The sequence below is a fragment of the Streptomyces sp. NPDC020747 genome, from assembly GCF_044334695.1.
Taxonomy (GTDB): Bacteria; Actinomycetota; Actinomycetes; order Streptomycetales; family Streptomycetaceae; genus Streptomyces.
Genome location: NZ_JBIRTJ010000009.1, coordinates 117664 through 142279 on the forward strand (window position 1 = coordinate 117664; position 24616 = coordinate 142279).

A 24616-nucleotide genomic window follows, 5' to 3' on the forward strand; every position below is an offset into this window, starting at 1 on the left:
GGGCTACTGGTGGGATCCTCCAAGCGCCAGCGCCACGGTGAGCGCGGGGGTGCGGTCGGCCGCCTCGGCGAACACCTCCTGAGCGGTCTTCCACTCGTCGGGCCGCGCCGTCGCGTACGCCCGCCAGTTCCGCACGACGACCAGCAGCTCCCGCCCAACCGCGGTCTCGGGCCAGACGGTGCGGTCGGAGAGACTGTCGGTCAGGGCGTCCCAGTTGCGCCCGAACCAGTCGGGCAGTGCCAGCTCGTGGGCACAGCGGTCCATCAGGCCCGCCTTGTCGGTGACACCGCCCAGGTCGAGCGTGAGCACGTACTCGGTCATCCGGACGCCCTTCCGAGCCGGTCATGGTGATCGTGGGGTGCAGTAGAACTCGCGGGCGGGCCGAGCGGCAAGCGGGGGCGGCTCATCCACGGTCCTCCACGTCCTGGATCCAGGCTTTGAGGATCTCCGCGCCGCGGCTCCACGGGGCGGCTCTGCCCAGTTCCTCGGCGAGTCCGTCGGCCGCGTCCTCGATCAGCAGGTCGGCGTTCAGGCCCGGACCCTGCAGTGCGAGCGCGTGCGCCAGCTGGCACCGGGCCACCGCGGTCTCGGCATGGTCCGCACCCCGTTCCGCGACCAGCCGTTCGTGCAGGTCCATCGCGAGGAGGCCCGCCAGGACGGCCTCGTCCGGTTCGTCGAGGTCCGCGCGTGCCCGCGCGGCGGCGACGGTGTCCCGGGGCAGACTCCACTCCAGCAGGGTGACCAGCGCCCGGACCGTGTCCGGATGAGCCGGCCCCTGCACGGTCAGGCGCAGCCGGTAGGCGTCCCGCAACAGGGGAAGGGCCTCCGCGCGCGAGGCGGCCGTCACCGCCGCTCCCTCCTGGGAGGTGAGTGTGTCCACGTGATCGGAGCCGAGAACCTCGCGCCGCGCCTCGGTGACCTGGACGAGCAGGTCGTGGGCCGTGGCCCGGTCGCCCAGTGCCGCCGTGCTCGCGGCGAGGTTGTGCAGCGCGTCGAGCGTTCTCGGATCGCGCTCCCCGTGGACGGTACGGCTCCGTGTGTGCACGATGCCCTTGAGCCGACGGGCGAGTCGGTGGTTGCCGCATCTGCCGACCTCTATCGCGTAGTTGTTCAACGCCATGAGGGTGTCGGGATGCTGCACGTTCAGGACGCGGCGCCGGATGCGGTAGATCGCGGCGTACTCGTCGCGGGCCGCGGCCCGGTCGCCCGTGTCGCTCAGGGTCACGGCCACGTTGTTCCGCGCGATGAGGACCTCGGGGTCGTGTTCTCCGAGGACCGCGGCCAGCCCCTCGTAGGCCGCTCGCTTGCATTTCAGTGCGGCGACGTGGTCGCCCATGAGCCCGTGCCCGACGCCCAGTCCTGCCAGCGTCTTCAGGGTTATCTCGTGGTGGGGGCCGAGCAGCCGCGAGGATGCCGTGTGGAGCCGCTCGAACTGGTCCAGGGCTCCGCGGCCGTCGCCCAGTTCCGCGTACACCCGGCTCGCCTCGTTGGCGAGGTGCAGGACGTCCTCGCCCTCCATGCTCGTCAGCAGTTCCTGGACATGGGGCAGGTGGTGGGTCAGCAGGCGGTGGACGAAACGTGTCTTGCTCTGTTCCAGTGCCTCGGTCAGCTCCTCCAGAGCCCCTTGCCTGAGCCGGGTTCGGCGGGTGTCGCCGGTGTCGGCGAAGCGCAGGGTGCGGCTCACGAGCGTGTGGACGGTCCACAGTCGCTCCCCTGCCACGGACGCGGGGAGGAGGGCTCGGGCGAGGGACTTGTCCACCGCGTCCGCGAAACCGGCCTCGACGAACGTGCGGGCCTCCGAGGGCGCCCCGTCGTCGCTGCGTGCGACGACGCCCTCCAACAGGCTCTGCGGGAGCGGGGTGGGAGCGAGCAGACTCGCGATCCGCAGGACCTCGTGTCCTCGGTGGTCCAGCCGGTCGATGCTGCGCAGCATGGCCGTGGCGATGCTCGCTCCGTAACCGGTGGGGAGGTCCCTGCCGAGGCGGGAGGCGAGTTCCACGGCGTCCGGCCCCGGCGCGGCGATCGCGTCCAGGAGTCCGTCGAAGCCTCCCTGATCCGGGTCGGCCAGGAGTCCGGCCGCCACCGCGACGGCCTGGGCGTGGCGGCCGAGCTTCTCGGCCACGGCCAGCGCGGACCGTACCTCGTCCCCGTCGGCCGGCCGCACATGGCTGGTGAGCAGGCTCAGTGCCGCGCCCTCGTCGAGTTCACCGAGAAGGACCTCGCCTCCCCAGGGATACTCCTCGGCCGAGGACCGGTACCGGGTCGTCACGAGGGTGTGGCCGTCCGCCGTCGGAGCGAGGAGGGCTCGGAAGGTCTTCTCGTCCAGGCCCGAGGGCAGGTCGTCGATGATCCACAGGTAGGGCTGCTTCCGGCGTCCGAGATGTTCGCGGAACGCGTTGAGTACCGCGGGCCGGTCCAGGCCCTCCAGCCCAGGGACGTTCATGGACCCGGCGAACTCCGCGATGTGATCCCCGATGCGCGATCGCACGTGGTGGTCGGTGGTCCGGCCGGCCAGGTGACTGCCGAAGCCCCGCAGGACGAAGACCCCACCGGGGTAGTCGGCCGCGAACTCGCGCGCGTACTGCTCGGCGAGCATCGTCTTGCCCTGGCCTCCGAGCCCCACGATGCGTGCCACCGGCACGCCGCCGGAGCCCGGGTCGTGGTGGGCGTGCAGGGCGTCGTGGACCTCGAACAGTTCGACGTCCCTTCCGCGGAAGGCCCTGTTTCCCACCAGGGGCGACGGGTGCCAGTCGGGTGCCCCGGGTTCCGGGGCGTCACCGAACCTGCGGACGTCGGTCCGTCGGACGCGCGCAGCCACCGAGCCGATCAGGTGCTCGTCGGAGGACGTCCGCGGATCCGGCAGGCGCACCGCGCCCAGGGTCTGGGGACGGACGTCCTCGTACTCGGTGCGGTGCAGGATCGGCATCACCCGCTGGGCCGTTCCGCCCAGGCGGCGGGCGGCCGAGAGCGCGTACCGCAGCTCCGCGCGGCAGTAGTGACTCCTGAGCGTCCTCTCGGAGAAGAGGACGACCAGGCACCGCGAGCGCCGCAGCCCCTCCTGGACGGAGGCGGAGATCTGGTCGTAGTCCTCCAGAGCCCGATGGTCCTGGAACACCCTCAGCGGTCTGCCGTCCACCTGTTCCGCCGCCAGGAGTTCGACCAGCTGGTCCGCGCGGGCCTTGTCCTTCCAGGAGTAGCAGAAGAAGACGTCGTAGTCTCCGCGGTCCTCGGTGTCCGCTCGCAAGAGCCCCCCAGCCGTTCGTTCATGAGACGTGGTGCGGCAGTGCGTCCAGCCGGCCCCGGACCCGCTCGGCCGCGGGGGAACGCAGCGCCTCGTAGTGGAGCAGTGCCCGCCGCCAGTGGTGCGCGGCGCGGCCGGGGCTGACCGGCACGCTGAGGGTGCCGAGCCCGTCGCGGGCCCGGGCCTCTTCGAAGACGCTGCCGCACGCCCGGCTCTGCCGCAGTGCCAACAGGTGGAACCGCCGTGCCTCGTCGGTGTCACCGGCCCTGGCGCATGCCTCGCCCAGTCCGTTGAGAGCCATGGTGGCGTCGAGGTCCAGGCCGAGTTCCCGGAAGGCGTCGAGCGCCTGTGTCAGATACGAGATCGCGGTCCCGGACCGGCCCAGTTCGATCTCGGCGAGCGCCATGCCCCGCAGCACGATCGCCACGTTCCGGCGGGCTCCGAGCTCTTCGTAGACGTCGAGTGCCCTCTGGTGGCAGGCGAGGGCTTCCACGTGGTCGCCTGCGTACTGGTGCACCCAGGCATGGTTCTCCACCGAAGTGGCGACCCCGTGCGCGTCGCCCGCCGATCTGAAGAGCTCTTCCGCTTCCCGGTAGTGCCGAGCCGCGTCCGAGGACCGGTCCAGCTCGATGAGGGCGATTCCCATGCTGTTGTGCAGTACCCCCTGCACCTTCTGTTCCCCGGCCGCGGTGGCGACGCCGAGCGCCACGTCGAGCGTGTCCAGCCAGCTGTCCCAGGCCTTGACGTGGAAGAAGTAACCGCGCAACGCGTCCGCGAGCAGCCAGCACCTGGCCGGCTCCGCGGTGGTGGCGGCGGCTCTGAGCACGGCGGTGAGGTGCGGCATCTCCTCGGTGAACCAGGCCAGCGCGGCCTGCCGGTCGTCGAGGTCCGGTGTCATGTGCGGAGGCCGGGCCACGGAGTGCGGCAGGCGGTAACGTCCCGGCGCCACCGCGCGATCGGCGCGGTCGGCCGTGTACAGGTAATAGTCGATCAGTCGGTCCGTGGCCGCCTGGACGACGTCCTCGGCGATCTCCTCGTGAGCGCGGGTCCGGGCGTACACGTGCAGGAGATCGTGCAGCCGGTAGTGGCCGGGCCCGTCCCCCGCGATCAGGTGGAGGTTGCGCAGATCCTGCAGCAGGCGCCGCACGTCGCGCATCGGCAGGTCGGCGAGCGCGGCCGCGGCGTGAACGCCGACGCGGGGTCCGGGGTGCATGCCCAGCAGGCAGAACAACAGCCGCTGGTCATCGCCGAGTCGGTGGTAGCTGGCGCGGTACGCGGCGGTGACGGTGCGCTCGCCGTCGTCCAGTTCCACCAGTCTCTTCCGTTCGTCGTCCATCCATTCGGCGAGTTCCGCGAACCGCTCGGGCGTCTCGCCCCGGATCCGCGCGGCGGCGACGCGCAGGGCCAGCGGCAGTCCCTCGCACTGTTCGGCGATCCTCCGCGCATGGAACCGGGCCGTCCGCATCTCGGCCTCCGTCCGCGCGTCCGGCGAGGCGGCGGCGAGCAGGAGGTCGCCGGCCGGCCCGGGCGGCAGGAGTCCGAGCGGGATCCGGCGTACGTCGTCCAGCGCCGGCAGCAGGTGGCGGCTCGTCACCAGGGCGGCACAGCCGCCGGACGGCAGGAGCGGACGGACCTGCGAGCTGTCGCCGGCGTTGTCGAGCAGGACGAGGACCGAGCGGTCCTCCAGACAGGCCCGGTAGGCGGCGGCACGGTCCTCCACGTGCCCTGGAATGGCGTCCGCGGGCAACCCCAGCCGGTGCAGCAGCCGTCCGAGAGCCTCACCGGGTGCCAGCGGCGGCAGGCCGTCCGTGTACCCCTGGAGGTCTATGGAGAGCGCCCCGCCCGGAAACCACCCGCGTTCCAGTGCGATGTGGGCGGCGTGCAGGAGCAGTTCGCTCTTTCCCACACCGGCGGGACCGTTCACCAGCCCCACCCGGACCGCTCCCCCGTCCGGCCGTATCGTTTCCAGGAGATCGGCCAACTCGGCGTCCCTGCCGATGAACACGGACGAGGGCGCGGCCACCGCGCCCAGCGGAGGGACGGGTGCCGGCTCGGCGGTGACAGTCAGGCTCCCGACGCTGCCCGCCTGGATGACGGCGCCGTGGAAGATACCGCCACCGATGTTGTTGTGCGTGCCGGGCACGGGCTCGCTCGTCACCGCTCCACCTCTTCGAACTCCCTGATCAGGCACTGGTGCCGCAGGCTTCTTCCCCGTCACACGGACGCCTGACACATACGGCGTCGTAAGCTCCGTTCATGCGTCAGCAGAACCCTGTTTACGATCTTGCCGTTTCCTTCGCGGGCGAACAGCGACCCTACGTCGAACAAGTGGTGGAGGCCTGCAAAGGCCGCCAACTGACCGTGATGTACGACCGCGATCAGTCCATCCACCTGTGGGGCCGCAATCTGATCACGGGGTTCCGTGGCGCGTACAACGGCAGCCAGGCACGCTATGTCGCACCTTTCCTGTCGCGGGAGTACCTGGCGAAGCCCTATCCGATGGATGAGTTCAGGGCGATGCTCGTGCCCGCGATCGAGAATCCCGACGACTACCTCCTGCCGGTGACGTTCGGAGACGTCGTCGTCCCTCCGGAGCTGCTGAGCCCGGCTGTCGGGCTGCTCCGCTGCGAGGACTACACCCCGCAGGCGCTGGCTCAGGCCTTCGAGCAACGGATCAGAGGGTCCGTCACCGCCGAGGGGCCATCGCTGCGCATGCCGGTCACGACCCCGCAGGCCTTCAGTAAGTACCGCGAGCTGGAACAGTCGTTCCGCTTTCTCACCGAACGGTACAAAGTGGCATCGGCACAGATGGAAGGGTCCGGGTTCGTCTGCACGGTCCGCAATTCCGAGTCCGAACTCAAGGTGCGCGTGGAGCATCGGGGCAGGACCGTGTACGGGATCGACATCCAGCTCGGCGGCATGGGGCGTGACGACGTCCTCAACTTCGCGCTCGCACAGGGCGGTTGGTCAGACGGCCGCAACCGCACCAACGGCACGGCCACACCGGTGTTCGACCGTGACGCCGGTGTAGTGAAACTGGAGATGCACGACTACTCGGTCCTCGGTACGACCCCCGGCGTGAGGTCGTACTCGAAGGAGGAGTTGTTCGAGGCCCTGTGGAACAGGCTCGTCGACCAGGTGCAGCAGATCGCCGACACTCACTGAGCGGTTCCGCCGGGTTCCTCCCCGTCGCGGTCGGTCCGTCCGGGCCGTTGCGCGGACGCGGAGGCGAAGGTCAGACCGGAGAAGTCGCGGCCCTGCAGCACCGGTCCGTGCTGGATGCCGCCGCTGATCGTGTTGTGCACGGCGCCTTCCTCGGTGCGCACCGCCTCGGCCTGCCGCAGCCAGGCCACGAGGGCCGTGTGGAAGTCCGAGTCCAGCGCGGCCCGCACCGCCAGAGCGGTGCTGAGCGCGTGCGCACCGCTCTGGTCGTCGGGATCCTGTGCGAGTCGCACGAGCTCCGGTTCCCCCGAACTGACCGCGGGGACCGGTGCGGTGCTGTCGTCCCCGCGCCGGAACGGGCGTCGGACGAGTGCGGTCAGACCGGCCCACGCCTCACGTCCGAGCTCGCCACCAGCCCCGCCGGCGAGCGCCGCCAGCAATCCGAGCGACACCGGATCCATCAGCCATCACCCTTCCCACCCCTACGTCATCGATACGATGCGTAAGGAATTACTCACCGAAAGACACCGATCAAAACATGGAACGGCAACGATCAAAATACGCCTGCCAGTTCCCGTCCGCGGTTCCTGAAGGTCAGTCGAGGGCAGAGGCGACATCCGCCAGCCGCGCGGCCAGTGCAGGATGCCGGGCCGCGAACTCGGCGTCGGGATCGAGGTCGAGCAGCTGGGACCACAGCACTCCCCTTCCCTGTTCCAGCAGGGCGGCCGCTCTGTCGGGTTTCCCGAGGAGGAGAGCGGTGGCCACCGCGTCGCCGGTCAGCCGGACGTGGCCGACCAGCTGTCTCTCCTTGCTGGGCCTGGAGATGCGCCGGGTGACGAGACGCTCCAGCAGTGCCACGGCGTCGGCGTAGGACGTGAGGGCCAAGGCGTGATCACCCGCTCCTGCCGCGCAGTCGGCTGCCCGGCGCGCGGCCGTCAGCCGCACCGATGTCGCCGCGGTGACCAGCTCCGCCGCCTGCCGGAAGCGGGCGAGCGCGGCACCGTGCGACTGTGACGCCGCCGGTTCCCCCGATTTCCCGGCAGCCTCGGTCAGAAGGGTCCCCAGGTTGAGGAGACGGATCGCGCGGGCCGGGTCGTCCTCCGGCAGCATGGTGACGGCGGACGTCGCCGCCGCCCTTGCTTCCTCCAGGTCACCGGTCCCCTGCCGGGCGGCCAGCAGGATCGCGAGATTGGACAGGTACTTGGACGTCCTGCTCTGGTCGGCTCCCGAGGCCCGGACCGCGGTACGGCCCGCCTCGACCGCGTCTTCGAGGTACGCGGCACCCCCGGAGTGCTCGTACGCGGCCATCAGCGCCATCGCGAGATTGGACCACCGGCCGGCCCGCTGCGGTTCGCGCTCCCCGGTGGCGTCCGCGGCTTCCCGCGTCATCGACACGGCCAGCGCGAGGTCCTGTACGTCTCCGCCGTTCTCGAAGCGACAGCGGTGGGCGTTGCCGACGTTCGAGCGGAGCGCGGCTTCCGCGGGTGCGCCGAGGTGTCCCGCGGCCAGTGCCTCGTGTCCCCGCCTGATCGCCTCGTCGAGGTCTGCCGTCTCCCCCCAGTGCTCGAAGCGGGTCAGCAGCAGGTTGCCCAGGTTGGCGACCACGGGTGCCCGGAGCCCCGGCTGGGAGGCCACCGCGGCTGCCGCCTTCCGCCCGGCGTCCACGGCGCCGTCCAGGTCGTCCGGGTGCCTGCGGAGATCGAAACGCGCGGCGAGCGCGTTGCTCACGTTGGACCAGCGCAGACTCCGGGCGGAGTCGTCCTCCGGCGTCGCTCCGGCGGCCTCGGCGCTCAACCGCACCGCCTCGTCCAGATCCGCCCCGCCGCCGCGCACGTCGAAACGGATCCTCAGCAGCCCGCTGAGGTTGGAGGCGCAGGCGGCCCATCCGGGTTCGCCCCGGGCGGCGGCGACCGCCTCCTCGCCGACGAGGACCGCCTCGTCGAGATCGGCGTCGTCACCGGTCCACCCGTACCGGGTGCCGAGGCCGGACATCAGGTTGCCGAGACAGGCGGCCCTGTTCTCCGCGTCGCCGAGCCGCAGGGCGTCACGCGAAAGCCGTACGGACTCGTCGAGGTCGTCGATGCCGCCGTGCTCGGTCCGTTCCGCTCGCAGGCGCAGGGCCAGTCCGAGATTGGAGAGCGCCGCGAACCTGCGGGCGTCGCCCTCCGGGAGGCGATGAGAGTCGTCCAGCAGAGACCGGAAGAGGCCGATCGCCTCGTCGAGGGTGGCCGGCGACTCGCCGCTCTGCGCGGCCTCCAGCCGGTCGGCGGCGCGGTCCAGCACCGCATCCGTCGGATCCAGCGACGCGCCCTCCTCGACCTGCGCCGCCGCCTGGGCCAACAGGGGCCGCAGCGGTTCGGGCACGGCGTCGCCCGCCACCTCCGCGATCATGGTGTAGAGGGCCACGGCGTGACCGAGATCCTCGGTGTCGTCGTCCGTGTCCTGACGCGCCTGATACCGGCGCCAGTACAGCTCGGCCACGGTCAGCGCGACGTCGAGCGGCACTGCTCCGTCGTCGTCCCGCGCCAGTGTCCACAGGTCCTCGGCCAGTTCCGGGACGTCCGGTCCCGTCACTCCGCTCGCGTCTCCCCCGGTCACGTACGCGGCGATCCGGGCGTGGGCCTCGTCGAACGGCTCCCGCCAGGCCGGGTCCACTCTCGATGTGGTCCGACCGTCCATGACACCCCTCCTCCTGAGCTCGCCGCGGCACCGGCTCCCGGGCTCAGGGACCGGTGTGGGTGAACGGCAGCCAGTCGTCCAGGGATCGGCCCTCCGCGCGCAGTGAGCGGACGGCATCGTGGACGGCGTACGCGGCCCGGTCCGGGCGGAAACGCCCCTCCCCGTCCATCAGTCCGGGGTAGACGGCCTCCGTGACGTCCGCGGCCACGGCCGGGTCCACGGACCAGAGAGTCGCCACCACGTGCCGGTATCCCGTGTAGTTCAGCGCGGCGGCGAGCGTGATCGCCTCGTCCGGCAGGCTCAGACCTCCCGTGGCGGTCCGGCACGCCGAGAGGAAGGCGAAGTCCCCGGTGTAGCGGGCGGAGCTCAGCCGGGTGACCGTGAGGACTCCGTCCGACAGGACCAGTCCGGCCGCGGAGGGATCGTCGAGGTTCTGCACGCCGTGGCAGCTGAGGTGGATCCAGCGATGGGCGGACAGGGCGGCCTGCACCTCCTCCACGGTGGCGTCCGCCCCCTCGATCACCTTGATGCCGCCGGGGAACCGCGCGTTCAGGAAGTCGTGCTCCCGGGCCACGTCGTCGACGAGCAGAATCTGGTCCGGTGCGTCGGGCACCCCCACGAACAGCAGCCGTTCCGAACGGTCCGCCCGGCCCTCAGCGGCCTTCGAGGCCTTGTCGAGCGCTCTGAGGGTGGGTGTGTAGGACGACACGACGCGGTCGATCACCGCACGCCCGTCCCCGGCCGCGTGGTGGCCGGCCCCGTGGAAGGGCAGCAGGGTGAGCAGTCCCGTCGGGCACCACCACAGCCGGGGCGGTGACTCGCCGTCGGCGGGGGCCGAGGTGATCCGGAGCGCTTCGAGCACCGGAGCGGCCACCGCGTCCCACAGCCACTCCATGACCGAGCGCAGTACGGCTTCACGCTCCTGGCGGGCCCGTCGACGCGCCGCGATGATCTGGCTGAACGACGTCCCGGCCTCGGCACTCAGATCGTCCCGCAGCACTCTCAGGTAGTCCGCCACGTGTCGGGAGACGTCGTCCGCGAGGAGCTCGGGCAGGGCCACGGTCTCCAGGCCTTCGCGCCGGACGAGGAGCGCGTCGCACCGCCAGCGGCTGACGTTGACGACAACGACAGGCCCGTGCTCGGCGGCCCTCAGCAGGGAGTCCAGGGGCGGTGGCTGCAGGAAGTCGTGAAAGCCGTCCAACTTCCGGACCTCAGCGACCAGTTCGTCCCACTCCCTGGCCAGGGCCATACGCCGGTCGACCTGTCGTGAATGACGTTCCCACGCTGCGTCAGCGGTCACGCGCACCGGCCCGTTCGACTCGATTACTGCCCCGTTTGACTGGTAATTACCGTACTGTGCGCCTGCGCCAGACACGTCGGCCTTCGGAGAAATGCATGGATGCAGTCCTCGGCGACATCCCGCTCTTCCTGACCCCGTCCACCAAGTCGATGGAGGCTTCGCCCAGCAGGGTCGCCATCGGTCTGATCGAGTTGGGCGGCTGGCAGATCCACCGCCTGGAGCCGGTACCGAGCGAGCAGGCCGGAACGGCCTCCTATCTGGTCCGCACCCACTACGAGTTCACGCTGGACCCCGAAGTCGTGTTCGCCTGGGTCGAGGTCGGGTTCACCTTCGTCGATCGTGCGGACGACACCCCCGTCGTCGACGCCCTGCCGCGCCACGTGAGCACCCCCGCGGCACCGGAGATCTACACGCTGACGCCCCAGTTGCACTTCGCCCAGCGCAACGGCGAGAGCCACGGCTGGCCCGCCGGTTCTCCCGCGGCCACCATCGGCATGCCCGCGATCAACCCACACATCGACTGCTTCGGGATAGGCAAGGCCTTCGTCAAGTGGCGCCACACGGAGAGGGTCCTGCCCGGGTCGCACACCGGCTGCTTCGTACTCACCCTGCCTGACGGGTGCGAGGAGATCCGGGTGACCGCCGAGGGCAGGTACCGCATCGCGCTCGATCCGGACGTACGGCTGTATCCCGCCTCCCTCGACGACGCCTTCCTCGTACGCCTGCCGACGGCGCCCTCGGAACGGTCGAGGACGGCCGTCACCGCCGGCCGCCCGCGCGGGAACCGGGGCCGCGTCTTCATCTCGTACGCCCATGAGACGCCGGACCACAAGGACGCGGTCCGCCGGCTGTACGAACTGCTCCGCGACCAGGGTCTCGACGTCCGCTACGACCAGGCGGACCAGCACGAGCGCCGGAACTGGGAGACGTGGACCACCCGACAGATCATGCGGGCCGACTTCGTGCTCCTCATCGCGTCCCCCGCCTATCGGCAGGTCGCGGAGGACGAGCTTCCGGCGGGACGGAACCTGGGCCTGCGTTCCGAGTACCGGCGTCTGGCCGATCTGCAGCACCGTGCCCCGGACGTCTGGCTCAAGAAGATCCTCCCCGTCGTGCTGCCCGGACGGTCCGCGGACGAGATCCCGCTGACCTTCGCGCCCTGGACGGCCGACCACTACGTGGTGGAGGACGTCACGCACGAGGGAGCCGGCGATCTGCTGCGGGTCCTGCTGCACGAGGGCCCGTCCTCGTGACGGATCCGGCCGAGGCGGACCTCCTGCTGCGCGCGCTGTGGAAGCGGATCGAGGCGGGAGGCGCGGGGGACGGACAGGCGTTGCTGGACCCGAGCGCGCTGAACGAGGCGGACCGGCTCCTTCGTGTCTCGGCGACCCCGGAGGGCGCGTCCCCGGTCGAAGCCGTACACGCCGTGGCCGCCCTGCGGGCACTGCGCTTCCTGTACGGCGGCGACGAGGACGAACGTCTCGTGGCGCTGCGGCTCCTGACGGAAGTACGTCTCGCCGCCGCCGAGCTGGTGACGGACGACAGTTTCGCGGCCATCGGAGCGGGCCTCGACGACGGGCTGGCCCTGCTGGGCGCCGACCTCCTGGGCCGGGCCAGGACCGACCCCGACCCGAGCGTGCTGCATCGCGCCACGGATCTCCTGGAGCAGGCCGTCGGCGCCACCCCCGAGGGAAGCGATCACCTGGCCGCCCGGCTGTCCAACCTGGGCCTGGCGTACCGGATGCGGGCCGAGCGCCATGGCAGCGGTGAGCTCGACCTGGCCGTCTCCACGGGAGCGCGGGCCGTCGCGGCGTGCCCGCCGGACGCCTTCGACCGGGTCGGCTGCCTGGCCAACTTCGCGGACTCCCTGCACGCCCGCTTCGAGCACTCGAACGACCCCGACGACTTGGAGCTGGCCGTCTCCGCCCATGTCAAAGCGGTCGAGGCCGCGTCGGCGGAACATCCCCTGCGCGGCACGGCACTGGGGAAACTGGGGGCCGCGCTGACCGCCCGCTTCGTCGTCGGGGAACGTCCGGACGACATCGACGCCGCGGTCGAACTGTGCGAGCAGGCCGCCGCCTCGGCCGCCCCCGACGACCCCTTCTACGCTCAGCACCACACGAATCTGGGCATGGCTCGGGCGGTGCGCGCCACCCTGGCCAACGCGCGCAGGGACATCGAAGGTGCCGTGGCCGCGTGCCGGACGGCGGTGGAGGCCACCGTTCCCGGCGACCCGAGCGCCGTCATCCGATGGCAGAACCTGTCCGCCGCCCTGCACGACCGCTACGAACTGCTGGGCGCCCGAGACGATCTGACCGGGGCGGCAGCCGCGGCCCGGCAGGCCGTCGGCCGCCAGGAGGAACTCGTCGGCGACCCTTCGGCGCTCGCCGTCCTGCTCTCCAACGCGAGCGCCGTCCTGCGTGTCCGCGGGGACGCCGAGGGCGACGAGGAGGACCTCGAACTCGCGGTCGACACGGCCCGGCGCGCGGTGGAGCTGTCCGAGCCGGGGCACCCCGGGCTGGTGAACCGGGCGCACAACTACGCCACGGCGCTCCTCAGCCGCTTCGATCACCGGCGCCGCACGCACGCAGACGCCGATTCCGCCGACCTCACCGCCGCCGCCCGCGCTCTCCGGGAAGCCGTCTGGGACACCGCGGCGGCGGATGCCCTGCCCACCCGGCACCTGGGCAGTCTCAGCACGCTGGGGCTGATCCTGCTGCGCCGGTTCGAGCAGGACGGCCGTACGGACGATCTGGACGATGCGATCCGGGTCTGCGGCGAAGCGGTCGGCTCGCTCCCCCAGCGGCATCCCGCCCTGGCCGGTGCCGCGCTGAACCTCGGTTCGGCGCTGCGAGCCGACGCGGCGGGTGAGGGCCGCGGTGACCGGGCCGTCGAGGCGTGGCGGTCCGGCTCGGCTGCCGCGGCTTCACCCGTGGCGCTCCGGCTGGCCTGCGCACGGCAGTGGGCGGAGTTCGAGGCGGAACGGGGCTCCTGGGACTCCGCTGTCCAGGGGTACGCGGAGGCCGGTGTCCTCCTGCCCCTCGTGGCCTGGCACGGTCTGGAACGTTCCGACCAGGAGCACGGGCTGATGCGGCAGGCGACCGTGGCGCGCGACGCGGCCGCGGCCGGACTGGCCGCCCAGGACGCGGAGCACGCCTTCCGGAGCCTGGAGCAGGGACGGGCCGTGCTGTGGAACCAGCACCTGCACCTCCATGACGACATGGACGCCCTGAGTGCCGTGGCGCCAGGACTCGCCGAGGGCCTGCGAAGGGTGCGCGGCGCACTCGACGACGTCAACTTCGCCACCGTGTCGATGCTGCGGCGGGTCTGACGACGGAACAAGGCCGAAAGGACACCGTGGCGGACGGATCACGCCGGGCCCGATTACGGTCCCGGAAGCAGCGGAACCCTGCCGTGGGACCGGTCCAGCTGATGACGGACCCTGCGTAGCGCGTCGGCCAGTTCGGGGTGTGCCGCGGCGAGTTCGTCGAGCGGTTCCGTCTGTTGCAGGAACTGGGTCCACAGCACGGCGCGGCCGAGTTCGAGGGCCTCCAGGGCCGCTTCCGGCCGCCCCGCGGCGAGCGTCGCCGCCGCCGCTCGGCTGGACAGTCCGCTCCAGGCACCGAGGTGGCGCTCCCGGGTGATCCGGTCCACGCCGTGCCAGGCGAGTTCCGGCAGGAGCCGGACCGCGGTGAGGCCGCCGCTCGCCGCCTCCTCCGGCTCACCGGTCCGCCAGGCCCAGTCGGCCCAGGCGTCGGCGGCGCGCAGCCGCACCCAGCTGGCCGCGTTCCGGGTTCCGGCGGCCCCGCGCAGTGCGGCCAGGCTCTCCGTCCGGTCGCCGCCGTCGCGGTTTCGGTGCTGGAGGGCGGCTGCCAGGTTGGACAGCAGCGTGGCCTGTTCCGGGTGTGCCGGGTCTCTTTCGGCCACGGCTTCGCGCAGCAGCCCGACAGCGGTGTCCAGGTCCGCGCTGTGACCGGGGTGCCGTCCCCGCCCGTGTCTGCCGCACAGGGCGTTGGCCAGGTTGGACAGGTATTTCGGCCGGTCGGGGTGGAGCACGGGGACGGCGTCGACTGCCTGCTGCGCCGCGGTGACCGCGGCGTCCAGGTCGGCCGGGCCGCCGTCGAGGTCGCCCCGGACCAGCAGGGCGCTGCTCAGGTTCGACAGCAGGCCGGCCCGTTCGGGCTGGTGGGGCGCGGTGCTGCGGGCGGCCGCCCGGGCCAGCTCGATCGACTCGTCGAGGTCGGCGTCCGCGTCCGCGGGACTCCGCCGTGCCCTTCCTCGGCCCTCCTGGCCACCGCGCACGGCCCGGGAGTCGTCCGCCGGGGTGCTGCTCGCCGGGTGCCCGCCCAGCGGATCCTCCTGCGCCTGCCGGGTGTGCTCCGAACGGGCCAGCAGCGCCAGGCCGAGCCGTGACAGCCGTTCGGCGCGTGCGATGTGGCGCTCCGCGGTCGTGGCGAGGACGGCGCGGGCCTGTTCCACGGCCTCGTCGATGTCTCCGCGTTCGCCGCGCAGTTCGTGACGTGTCTGGAGAATCGCGGCCAGACCGCTGCGATGGCTCGCTGAGTCGCCCGGGGAGACCGCGGCCGCCACGGCCGCACGGGCGCTGTCGACGGCGTGGTCGAGGTCTGCCGGATCACCCGTCAGCCGGTGCCGGGTGACCAGGGCGTCCGCCCGGGCCGCGGCCTGGCGCGGTCGGTCCCGCCGCGGGACCTTGCCGGCCGCCGAGGAGGAAGCCGCAGAGTCGAGTACGGACAGCGCGTCGTGGAGATCGGTGATCCGTCCCGTGTGCTCGAAGCGGGTCTGCAGCAGGGCAGCCAGGTTGCTCTGGTGACGGGACAGGCCCGGATGGTCCTCGGACAGGGTGTTCACGACGGAGGAGAGCAGGGTGACCGCCTCGTCGAGCGCGGTGAGGTCGCCGTGGTGCTCGAAGCGGTCGTACAGGATGTTGGCGAGGTTCGAGCGGTGGGTGGTGTGTTCCGGCTGATCGGTCCGGCTCCCGGTCAGCGCGGTTCGACCGGCTTCGAGAGCCTCGTCGAGATCCGTTGCGACGCCCGTCGTGCGATGGCGGGCACGCAGGGCGGAGGCGAGCGCCGCGGCGGCGGGAACACGGAGTGGATCGTCCGTGCCGACGCCTCCCAGTGCCTGCCGGCACGCCTCCGCGGCCTCGTCCAGGTCGTCGACGTCGCCGCTCGTCTCGAAGCGGTCGGTGAGCGCTCCGGCGAGCCCCGTGAGCACGGCGGCCCGGAGCGCCGGGTTCGCCCCCGCCGCTCGCAGCGCCGATCGATGACGATCCACGGCCAGGCCGAGGTCGTCCGGGTCGCCCACGCGATCGAAGCGCAGCCGGTGTGCTGCCGCGCTATTGGTGAGCAGGGCGACCCGCGTGGCGATGTCCGGGGTGTCCGTGACCGCCGCGTGCTCCACCGCCTCGATCGCGCCGTCGATGTCGGCGACGTCTCCGAGGTGCTCGTAGCGCAGCCTCAGCGCGTTGGACTGGTTGGCCCACAGGAGTGCCCGCCGGGCGTCGTTCCGCTCGGCGTCCACGGCGTCCCGGCCGAGGTGGATGGCCTCGTCGAGGTGGGCGAGCCGTCCGGTGCTCAGGAAGCCGCGCTGCAGGGCCGTACCGAGATCGGACAGATACCCGGCACGCTCCGGGTCGTCTGGGGGCGTGGCGGCCAGGGCCTGCCGGGACAGTTCGACCGCCCGCAGCTGATCGTCGGGGTGCCCGTCCCGTTCGGCGCGTGCCTCCAGGGCGGCCGCGAGGCTCGCGAGGACCGCGGCTCGGCCCTTGTCGGCCGCGGGTGTGATGCGCACGGCTGTCTCGGCACAGCGCACGGCCCGCCGCAGATCGCGGCGGTGCCCCGAGTACGCGAAGCGTGCGAGCAGCATGACGGACAGATTGGTGAACAGCGCGGTCCGGTCGGAATGGCCCCGCGGGGTCAGCAGGCGGGCCGCCCGCAGCCGGCGTACGGCCTCGTGCAGGCTGCGTACGTCGCCGGTCTCGGTGTACCGCTCGTGGGCGGCGAGCGCTCGCGCCACCCAGCGAGCCCGTCGGAGCGCGCGAGCTCCTGGCCGGCCGCGTGTGGGGGGCGGCTCGTCGAGACGGTCGCTCACTGTTCTTTCCCCTCCCGGCCGCGTTCAGGAGAGTGTGCCCGCCGGCGGTTCACGAGGACAGGCCGTCGCCGGGTCCGGGAAGGTCCGAGCCCAACGGAAAACGCCCCCTCCCTGGCAGGGAAGGGGCGAACCACGGCTTGACGCGGCCGAACCGGCCCCGTCCCCGCGCGGCACCGGGTGAGACACCTCGTGCGGCCCGCGGCGGTGGACGTCAGACGCCGTCCGGATCGGTCCGGCCGAGCGCCGGACGCGGTGCCGAACCCGCCGTCATCAGGTAGTCCGCGGCCGCCGTGTCCGTCACCAGGCTGGTGACGAGGCCGGAGCGCAGCACCGCGTCGATGGCGGCGGCCTTGCGCTGGCCGCCGGCGATGGCGACGACCTCGGGGATCCGCCGCAGCCGGTCGGCCTCGACGGTGATGCACCGCTCGCCCAGGTCCCGGCCGACGCGGCGGCCCTCGGAGTCGAAGAGGTGCGCGGACATCTCGGCGGCCACCCCGAGCGTGGCGTAGTGGGCGCGCTCGTCCTCGGTGAGCATGTCGTGCACCGTCGAGATGCCCGCCTCCCAGGAGCCGATCGACACACAGGCGACGGTGACCTTGTCGAAGTACTCGAAGGCGCGGGCGATCCCCGTCTGGCTGCGCAGCGCGGCCGCGGTGGCCACGTCAGGGAGCAGCATCGGCGCGTAGATGGGGTGGGCGTCCCCGCCGGAGACCTGGGCGGCCCGGCGGACCGCCTCGACCGACCCGCGCTCGGCCGTCCCGGCGTCGTAGACACCCGTCAACTGCACCACCGTGCACGGCGGAAGCCGGTCGAGCGCCGCCGCCATGTGGATGGTGGAGCGGCCCCAGGCGAGGCCGAGCACATCGCCCTCGGCGACGAGTTCACCGAGCAGGTCCGCGGCGACCTCACCGAGGTTCTCCGGGTCGGGCGACTCCTCGGCCTCGGCCGGTGACTCCACGACGACGGCATGCCGCAGGCCGTAGCGGGCGCGCAGCGCGTCCGAGCGCTCCGCGTCCAGCTCGGCGGGGACGCGGATCTCGATCCTCACGAGATCCCGTTCGAGGGCGGTTTCCAGGACCCTGGCCACCTTGAAGCGGCTGACGCCGAACTCCTCGGCGATCTGGATCTTGGACTTGCCCTCAAGGTAGAAACGGCGGGCCATGGCCGCCGCCTGCACCAGCTCAGCGGGTCCCATCCGCATGGCCGACCGGCCCGCCGACATACCCGACACGGCGATCTCCTCACTGCTGTTCACACTCTGGATTCGCCGTTCATCCTTGCAGATCCGGCGTACTTGATCAGCCCTGAGGGGCGGCGTTCACGTTCCCTTGGCTCAGTGGTCGCATGCCCATGCTGCCTGGGCCGTCGCCTCCTCCGCCTGCGTGCGCAATGCACGTACCGCCTGGGCGGGGTCGGCCGCCCCGTACACCGCCGAACCGGCGACGAAGACGTCGGCGCCCGCCTCCGCACAGCGCTCGATGGTGGAGGCCGAGACCCCGCCGTCGACCTGCAGCCACAGTTCGAGGCCGTGCTTGTTGATCAACTCGCGAGTGCGGCGGATCTTGGGCAGCATGATGTCGAGAAAGGCCTGGCCTCCGAAGCCCGGCTCGACGGTCATGATCAGCAGCATGTCGAGCTCGGGGAGCAGATCCTCGTACGGCTCGATGGGAGTCGCGGGCCGCAGGGCCATGGAGGCCCGGGCGCCCTTGGCCCGGATCTCGCGGGCGAGCCGCACGGGTGCGGCGGCCGCCTCGACATGGAAGGTGACGGAACCGGCACCCGCTTCTACGTACTGCGGCGCCCACCGATCGGCGTCCTCGATCATCAGATGGCAGTCCAGCGGCGTGTCCGTAGCGCGCGCCAGAGACTCTACGACCGGCACACCTAGCGTGAGGTTCGGGACGAAATGGTTGTCCATCACGTCGACATGGAGCCAGTCAGCCCCTTCCACCGCCTTTGCCTCCTCGGCAAGGCGGGCGAAGTCGGCGGACAGGATGCTGGGGTTGATCTGCGCGGCCATGCGTTAAGCCTGCCATGTCCGGCGCCGGTTGTTCTCCCCGGTCGTCGAGGTCCCCGAGGTCACCCAGGTCCTCGACCGGGACCGATCGGTATATACCAACCCCGCCGAGGGACTGCACCCGCCTCGCGGCCCGTGCCATCCTTGTCGGCCCACCAGCTCCACACGCGGCTACGGGGGTCGCCATGACGGACGCACAGGGGAAGCGGGGACGCGGCATCGGCTGGCTGGTGTGCGGCCGACGCAGCAAATGGATCGTGGTGGGACTGTGGCTGGTGCTGCTGTTCCTGATCGCGCCCTTCGCCTCGAAACTCACCGACGCGCAGGACAACGACGCCGCGTCCTGGCTGCCCGGATCCGCCGAGTCCACCCAAGTCCTGGAGATCTCCGAGGACTTCAGGCCGGAACAGATCCCCGCGGTGGTCGTGTACGCCCGCGAGAGCGGCCTGACGGCCGAGGAACGGGCACAGATCGCCGAGGACGCACGCCAGATCAAGGAACTGCGTGCGCACGGCATCCTCGGCGCGGAGACCCGCGGCCCGGTCTTCGACCGGCAGACCGATCCGCGTGCGGCCCAGATCCTCGTCCCCATCAGGATGGACGAGAAGGGCTGGGAGGAGATCTCGCCCGCCGTCGACTCGATCCGTGACGTCGTCGGCAAGGGCGGCGACGGGCTCGCCGTGCACGTAACGGGCCCCGGCGGTACGTCCGCCGACTTCTCCGAGGCATTCGAGGGCATCGACTCCACACTGCTGTTCTCGGCGATGCTCGTCGTCATCGTGATGCTGCTGCTGACCTATCGCAGTCCCACCCTGCTGCTGGTCCCGCTGCTCGGCGTGGTCGCCGCACTGTTCACCGCGCAGGCGGTGATCTACTTCCTCGCCGAGCACGCGGGCCTGACCGTCAACGGCCAGAGCGCGGGCATTCTCACCGTCCTCGTCTTCGGCGCGGGGACCGACTACGCCCTGCTCCTGGTGGCCCGCTACCGGGAGGAACTGCGCCGCCACGAGGACCGCCACGAGGCGATGGCGCTCGCCCTGCACCGGGCGGGCCCGGCGGTGCTCGCGTCCGGCGCGACCGTCGTACTGAGCATGCTGGTGCTGCTCGCCGCCGAGATGAACTCGACGCGCGGCCTCGGCCCGGTCGCCGCCATCGGCGTCGCCGTGGCACTGGCCGCGATGATGACCCTCTTCCCTGCCCTGCTGGTGATCTTCGGCCGCTGGATCTTCTGGCCGGTGATCCCGCACTTCGGTTCCCCCGACCCGACCGAGAGCGGTGTCTGGGCGCGCATGGGCCGCCGTATCTCCATCCGCCCCCGCATGATCTGGGCTGTCACGGTGGCGGCGCTCGCGCTGCTCTCGCTGGGCCTCATCCAGCTCCGCGCGGAGGGCATCAGCAACGCCGACGCCTTCACCGGCAAACCCGACTCGATCGTCGGCCAGGAGGTGTCCGCGCGTTACTTCCCGGCGGGCAGCGGCGATCCGCTCGTCGTCGTCAGCAACCGCGCCCAGGCCGAGGACGTCGGCCAGGCGGTCGCGGCCACCAGCGGTGTCGTACCGGAGTCCCTCGGCCTGCCACCGGGCACGAAACCCGAGTTCGAGGGCAAGGTCCTCTTCGAGGCCACCATGACCGCCCCCGCGGACAGCGAGGCCGCGAAACAGACGGTGGAGCGGGTGCGTGACGCCGTGCACGACGTACCCGACGCCGACGCTCAGGTGGGCGGCGGCACGGCCTCCCTGCTCGACATGGACAAGGCGACGACCCACGACAACATCCTGATCATCCCGCTGGTGCTCATCGTCGTCCTGCTGATCCTGTGCGGCGTGCTCCGCGCCCTGGTCGCCCCGCTGCTGCTGATCGGCACGGTGGTGCTGTCCTTCGCCGCCGCGCTGGGGATCAGTGCGCTCGCGTTCCGCCACATCTTCGACTACGCGGGCGAGGCGACGGACTTCCCGCTCTTCGTCTTCGTGTTCCTGGTCGCGCTGGGCATCGACTACAACATCTTCCTGACCACCCGCATCCGCGAGGAGGCGGGCCGCCAGGGCACCCGCAAGGGCGTGGTGACGGGCCTGGCCACCACCGGCGCGGTCATCACCTCGGCAGGCCTGGTCCTCGCCGGAACCTTCGCCGCGCTCGGCACGCTCCCCATGGTCGCCTTCGCCGAGATCGGCTTCGCGGTCGCCCTGGGCGTACTGCTCGACACGTTCATCGTGCGCTCGGTCCTCGTGCCGTCCCTGTTCCTGGACGTCGGCCCGAAGGTCTGGTGGCCACACCGGCTGGCCCACGAGGACGGGGGCACGGCGGATCCACCGACGGCCACCGGGTCCGGGCCCACGAAACCGGCGTCGAAGCCGACAGGCCCGTCGGAGTAGCCCGACCGCCGGACCAAACCGGCCATCCTGTCGCTGGCCAACGTGCGTTGACCAACGGGCGTTGACCAACGGGCGTTGACCAACGGGCGTTGACCAACGGGCGTTGACCAACGGGCGTTGACCAACGGGCTGAGCCTGGCCTGACGGCCGAGCTCAGCCGGTCCGGCGGATCAGCGCCAGATACATGGCGTCCGTCCCGTGCAGATGCGGCCACAGCTGTACGTCGGGGCCGTCGCCCAGCGCCGGTACGCCCGGGAAGAGCGGGCGCGCGTCGAGGAGTTCGGCCGAGCCGCCGTACTGCTTGAGCACGTCGTCAACGACGACCCGGGTCTCCGCGAGGTGCGGCGAGCAGGTGGCGTACCCGACGACTCCGCCGACCCGCACCGAGTCGAGTGCCGTACGCAGCAGTCCGCGCTGCAACGGCGCGAACCCGTCCAGGTCGTCGGGGCGCCGCCGCCAACGGGCCTCGGGACGACGGCGCAGGGCACCAAGACCCGTGCAGGGCACGTCCATCAGTACGCGGTCGAACGTGCCCGGACGCCACGGCGGCCGTGTCCCGTCGGCGGCGATGACCTGGTACGGCCCCGGGTTCCCGGCGAGCGCCTTGGCGACGAGGCCGGCCCGGTGCGGCTGCTTCTCGGAGGCGAGCAGCAGGGCCCCGCGCTCGGCGGCGAGTCCGGCGAGCATGGCCGCCTTGCCACCGGGTCCGGCACAGCCGTCGAGCCAGGCCTTGTCGGGTCCGTCCAGGGGCGCGTTGGCGAGGGCGATCGCCACGAGCTGGCTGCCCTCGTCCTGCACGCCCGCACGCCCTTCGCGTACGGAGTCGATGGCGCCCGGCTCGCCGCCCTCGGACAGCCGCACGGCGTACGGCGACCAGCGCCCCGGCAGCGCGTTCTCCTCTCCGAGGGCGCCGAGGATCTCATCGGCGGTGGAGCGCCCCGGGCGGGCCACGAGGGTCACCTCGGGCCTCTCGTTGTCGGCTTCGAGGAGATCCTCGATGCCCGCGCGCCCGCCCCCCAGCGAGTCCCACAACGCCGAGACGACCCATCGTGGATGCGAGTGCACCACGGCGAGATGGTCCTCGGGGTCCTCGTCATAGGGCGGCGCGACCAGCTCCAGCCAGCCGTCGAGATCGTGCTGCGAGATCTTCCGCAGCACAGCGTTGACGAACTTCGCCCGCCCGTCCCCGAGCACGACCCTCGCCAGGTCGACCGACGCGGATACGGCGGCATGCGTCGGGATCCGTGTCCCGAGCAGCTGATGCGCGCCGAGGCTCAGCACATCCAGCACCGGCGGGTCGACCTCGCGGAGCGGCCGGTCGACACACGCCGAGATGACGGCGTCGTACGTCCCCTGCCGACGCAGCGTCCCGTACACCAGCTCCGTGGCCAGCGCCGCGTCCCGCCCGTCGAAGTCCCCCTTCTCCCGCGCCTTGCGCAGCAGCGGCGGCAACACGAGATTCGCGTACGCGTCCCTCTCGTCCACCGCCCGCAACGCGTCGAAGGCAAGCATCCGCACGGGGTCCTTCGTGGGACGACGGTACGGCTTGCCCTGCTGCCGGGGCCGACGGGACTGCTCGTTCACTTAAAAGGTGCTCCGGATCGTGGAAGAGGTACGGGTCCAGCGTACGTCGCGGGGGCGGTCGTGCTGCTGCTCAGGGCACGGGGAACAGCACGCTTTCAGGGGGGCGGAGGCGCGGCGCAGGCCCCGTCCTTCTTTCTGGGCCGCGAGAAGCGGCACGCTTTCAGGCACGGGGGACGAGGGACGGCTCGTTCCTGAGGGGCGCCTGGAGCTGCGCGCCTTCGGGGGCGCGGGGAACTGCGCGCCCAGCCCCCACCGGCCCGCACCCGACAACCCACGCGTCCCGCACACCCACCCACGCCGAGCCATCCGACGGAAGGGAACCTCAGCCCCCCACCACCTCGCCGGACCCGATCCGAACCCCCCGCGCCCAGTCCGCCGCCCGCATCGGCTTCTTCCCCTGAGCCTGCACCCACAGCAACTCGACGGCACACGACCCGGTACCCACGTACACATTGTTCTTGCCGACGCCCAACGCCCCCGGAGCGAGATCCGTCCGCTCGGGAGCGAGCGCGACCTGGATCAACTTGAGCCGCTCCCCGCGGAACACGGTCCACGCCCCCGGCGCGGGCGTACACCCGCGTACGACCCGGTCGACGCGAAGCGCGGGCGCGGCCCAGTCGACGTGCGCGTCCTCGACGCTGATCTTCGGAGCCAGCGTGACGCCGTCCCCCGGCTGCGGCACGGCCTTGAGCGTGCCGTCCTCGATCCCGTCCATGGTCGCGGCGAGCAGCCCCGCTCCCGCGAAGGCGAGCCTCGTCAGCAGATCCCCGCTGGTGTCGGTGGGCCGCACCTCCTCGGTGACGGTGCCATAGACGGGCCCGGAGTCGAGCCCCTCCTCGATGAGGAAGGTGGAGGCCCCGGTGATCTCGTCCCCCGCCATGACCGCGTGCTGCACGGGCGCCGCCCCACGCCAGGCGGGCAGCAGCGAGAAGTGCAGATTGACCCAGCCCTGGGCGGGGATGTCGAGCGCGACCCGGGGCAGCAACGCACCGTAGGCGACCACGGGGCAGCAGTCCGGCGCGATCTCCCGCAGCCGTGCCAGAAACGCCTCGTCCCGCGGCTTCACCGGCTTCAGCACCTCGATCCCGGCCTCCTCCGCCCGCTCGGCGACGGGGCTGGCGACAAGCCTCCGCCCCCGCCCCGCCGGCGCGTCGGGCCGGGTGACGACGGCGGCCACCTCATGCCGCCCGGAGGCGATCAGGGCGTCCAGAGCGGGAACGGCGACCTCGGGGGTACCGGCGAAGACGAGCTTCATGGGTGGCAGTCGGCCTCTCGGGCGAGTTCATGACGGGCAGCACACCAGTCTATGGGGCGGCGCGGACCGTGCGAGCGGTGCGGGCAGTCCGGGCGGGACTCACCCGTCGCGAGGCGAAGTCGAAGCCCGAAGACGAAGGCCGAGGCGAGCGCACGCCCAGCCGCCGGGGGCGTACGCATATGCCCCCACGCCCCATAAGCGTGACCACTCACCCTCAAACGCGTTGGTCAAGAAAGAGTTGACCAAAACGGGCCGCACTCGCTGCCCGGTCCTTTTCAACGCCGGTTCGAGAGGCTTGTTCATGGCCGACCACGCAACCCACGACGCCCAGGCTCGGGCCAGCCTGCACTTGCTGGTGCGGGACATCGAGCGGGTCCGCCGGCAGGTGGACGCACTGCGCACGCTGACAGCCCAGCTGGGCAACGTCTACCGCCCGCGCCGCTCCGGCCCGTCCACGGGCTTCGTCGTCTACGGGCGGGCGCCCGCCCCGACCGTCCGCCTCGCCCAGGAGCTGCGGGACAGCGTCGAGACCCTGGTCACGGCCGCCGTGGACTTCGACCGCTCACTGGGCTTCTCGTGGGACGCGGTGGGCTCGGCGCTGGGGGTCACCAAACAGGCGGTGCACCGCCGTTACGGCGCCCGCCGGGCGGCGGCCCAGGCCGCCGCCGAGGCCGAGCGCGCCACGGAACCGTCGGGCTCCTCCCGCACGGTCGCCGTCAACACCGGCCTCCCCACGGTCCCCGCGGCCCGTTCCATGCCGATGCCGCTGCCCACCCAGCCGACGGCGGGCAGTTCCACGCTCCGCGAGGACATCATCAGGCCGAGCGCCTTCCCGGGCCCGCGCAACGGCTGACCCCACACCCACCTGTCTGCCCCCGACGAGGCTCGGGGGCAG

Annotated in this window: 16 protein-coding genes; 5 read left to right on the plus strand and 11 right to left on the minus strand. The window is 71.8% G+C overall.

Features of this window, described 5'->3' with window-relative positions:
• Positions 1–3: 3 nt before the first annotated feature.
• The 3 genes from ACH4YP_RS23760 to ACH4YP_RS23770 all read right to left on the minus strand — a co-directional run bounded on the left by ACH4YP_RS23760 (position 4) and on the right by ACH4YP_RS23770 (position 5399).
• Entirely contained in the window at positions 4–321 is a 318-nt protein-coding gene (locus ACH4YP_RS23760) for a barstar family protein (RefSeq protein WP_361058175.1), read from the minus strand.
• 82 nt (positions 322–403) lie between these two features.
• On the minus strand, positions 404–3244 hold the full coding sequence (locus ACH4YP_RS23765) for a tetratricopeptide repeat protein (RefSeq protein ID WP_398492333.1): 2841 nt from the start codon (positions 3242–3244) through the stop codon (positions 404–406).
• A gap of 19 nt (positions 3245–3263) precedes the next feature.
• The gene (locus ACH4YP_RS23770; RefSeq protein WP_398492335.1) at positions 3264–5399 is read right to left on the minus strand and encodes a tetratricopeptide repeat protein; all 2136 of its coding nucleotides are present in this window, start codon (positions 5397–5399) and stop codon (positions 3264–3266) included.
• A 98-nt stretch (positions 5400–5497) separates the two neighbouring features.
• Between ACH4YP_RS23770 and ACH4YP_RS23775 the strand changes: the two genes are divergently transcribed.
• Positions 5498–6406, plus strand: a complete 909-nt coding sequence (locus ACH4YP_RS23775; protein ID WP_361058180.1) for a TIR domain-containing protein — start codon at positions 5498–5500, stop codon at positions 6404–6406.
• On the opposite strand, the gene ACH4YP_RS23780 is transcribed toward ACH4YP_RS23775, so the two are convergent.
• The 3 genes from ACH4YP_RS23780 to ACH4YP_RS23790 all read right to left on the minus strand — a co-directional run bounded on the left by ACH4YP_RS23780 (position 6400) and on the right by ACH4YP_RS23790 (position 10331).
• A complete protein-coding gene (locus ACH4YP_RS23780; RefSeq protein ID WP_398492337.1) occupies positions 6400–6864 on the minus strand; it encodes a hypothetical protein in 465 nt (154 codons plus the stop codon). The two genes, ACH4YP_RS23775 and ACH4YP_RS23780, sit on opposite strands and share 7 nt — an antisense overlap.
• Positions 6865–6997: 133 nt before the next feature.
• Complete coding sequence (locus ACH4YP_RS23785; protein ID WP_398492339.1) at positions 6998–9082, minus strand: hypothetical protein; 2085 nt, start codon at positions 9080–9082, stop codon at positions 6998–7000.
• Between the two features lie 43 nt (positions 9083–9125).
• Positions 9126–10331 (minus strand): CHAT domain-containing protein, encoded by a 1206-nt coding sequence (locus ACH4YP_RS23790; protein ID WP_398492340.1) that lies wholly within the window; start codon positions 10329–10331, stop codon positions 9126–9128.
• Between the two features lie 146 nt (positions 10332–10477).
• Between ACH4YP_RS23790 and ACH4YP_RS23795 the strand changes: the two genes are divergently transcribed.
• Complete coding sequence (locus ACH4YP_RS23795; protein ID WP_361058189.1) at positions 10478–11635, plus strand: toll/interleukin-1 receptor domain-containing protein; 1158 nt, start codon at positions 10478–10480, stop codon at positions 11633–11635.
• On the plus strand, positions 11632–13713 hold the full coding sequence (locus tag ACH4YP_RS23800; protein ID WP_398492342.1) for a hypothetical protein: 2082 nt from the start codon (positions 11632–11634) through the stop codon (positions 13711–13713). Before ACH4YP_RS23795 ends, ACH4YP_RS23800 begins: the two co-directional genes overlap by 4 nt.
• Positions 13714–13766: 53 nt before the next feature.
• Here the strand turns inward: ACH4YP_RS23800 and ACH4YP_RS23805 are convergent, their stop codons facing one another.
• From ACH4YP_RS23805 to rpe, 3 genes are all read right to left on the minus strand, one after another.
• Positions 13767–16418, minus strand: coding sequence for a tetratricopeptide repeat protein (locus tag ACH4YP_RS23805; RefSeq protein WP_398492344.1), 2652 nt, complete (start codon positions 16416–16418; stop codon positions 13767–13769).
• Between the two features lie 286 nt (positions 16419–16704).
• A complete protein-coding gene (locus tag ACH4YP_RS23810) occupies positions 16705–17748 on the minus strand; it encodes a sugar-binding domain-containing protein (RefSeq protein ID WP_361058194.1) in 1044 nt (347 codons plus the stop codon).
• Between the two features lie 78 nt (positions 17749–17826).
• Complete coding sequence (rpe, locus tag ACH4YP_RS23815; protein WP_143635342.1) at positions 17827–18513, minus strand: ribulose-phosphate 3-epimerase; 687 nt, start codon at positions 18511–18513, stop codon at positions 17827–17829.
• 182 nt (positions 18514–18695) lie between these two features.
• Between rpe and ACH4YP_RS23820 the strand changes: the two genes are divergently transcribed.
• Positions 18696–20882, plus strand: a complete 2187-nt coding sequence (locus ACH4YP_RS23820) for an MMPL family transporter (protein WP_398492346.1) — start codon at positions 18696–18698, stop codon at positions 20880–20882.
• Between the two features lie 153 nt (positions 20883–21035).
• Here ACH4YP_RS23820 and ACH4YP_RS23825 read toward each other — a convergent pair whose 3' ends face one another.
• Both ACH4YP_RS23825 and fmt read right to left on the minus strand, forming a co-directional pair.
• Entirely contained in the window at positions 21036–22466 is a 1431-nt protein-coding gene (locus ACH4YP_RS23825; protein WP_398492348.1) for an RsmB/NOP family class I SAM-dependent RNA methyltransferase, read from the minus strand.
• A gap of 322 nt (positions 22467–22788) precedes the next feature.
• Positions 22789–23721, minus strand: coding sequence for a methionyl-tRNA formyltransferase (fmt, locus tag ACH4YP_RS23830; protein WP_326731064.1), 933 nt, complete (start codon positions 23719–23721; stop codon positions 22789–22791).
• A gap of 301 nt (positions 23722–24022) precedes the next feature.
• Here fmt and ACH4YP_RS23835 point away from each other — a divergent pair, with 301 nt between their 5' ends.
• A complete protein-coding gene (locus ACH4YP_RS23835) occupies positions 24023–24574 on the plus strand; it encodes a hypothetical protein (protein WP_361058200.1) in 552 nt (183 codons plus the stop codon).
• Positions 24575–24616 lie beyond the last annotated feature (42 nt).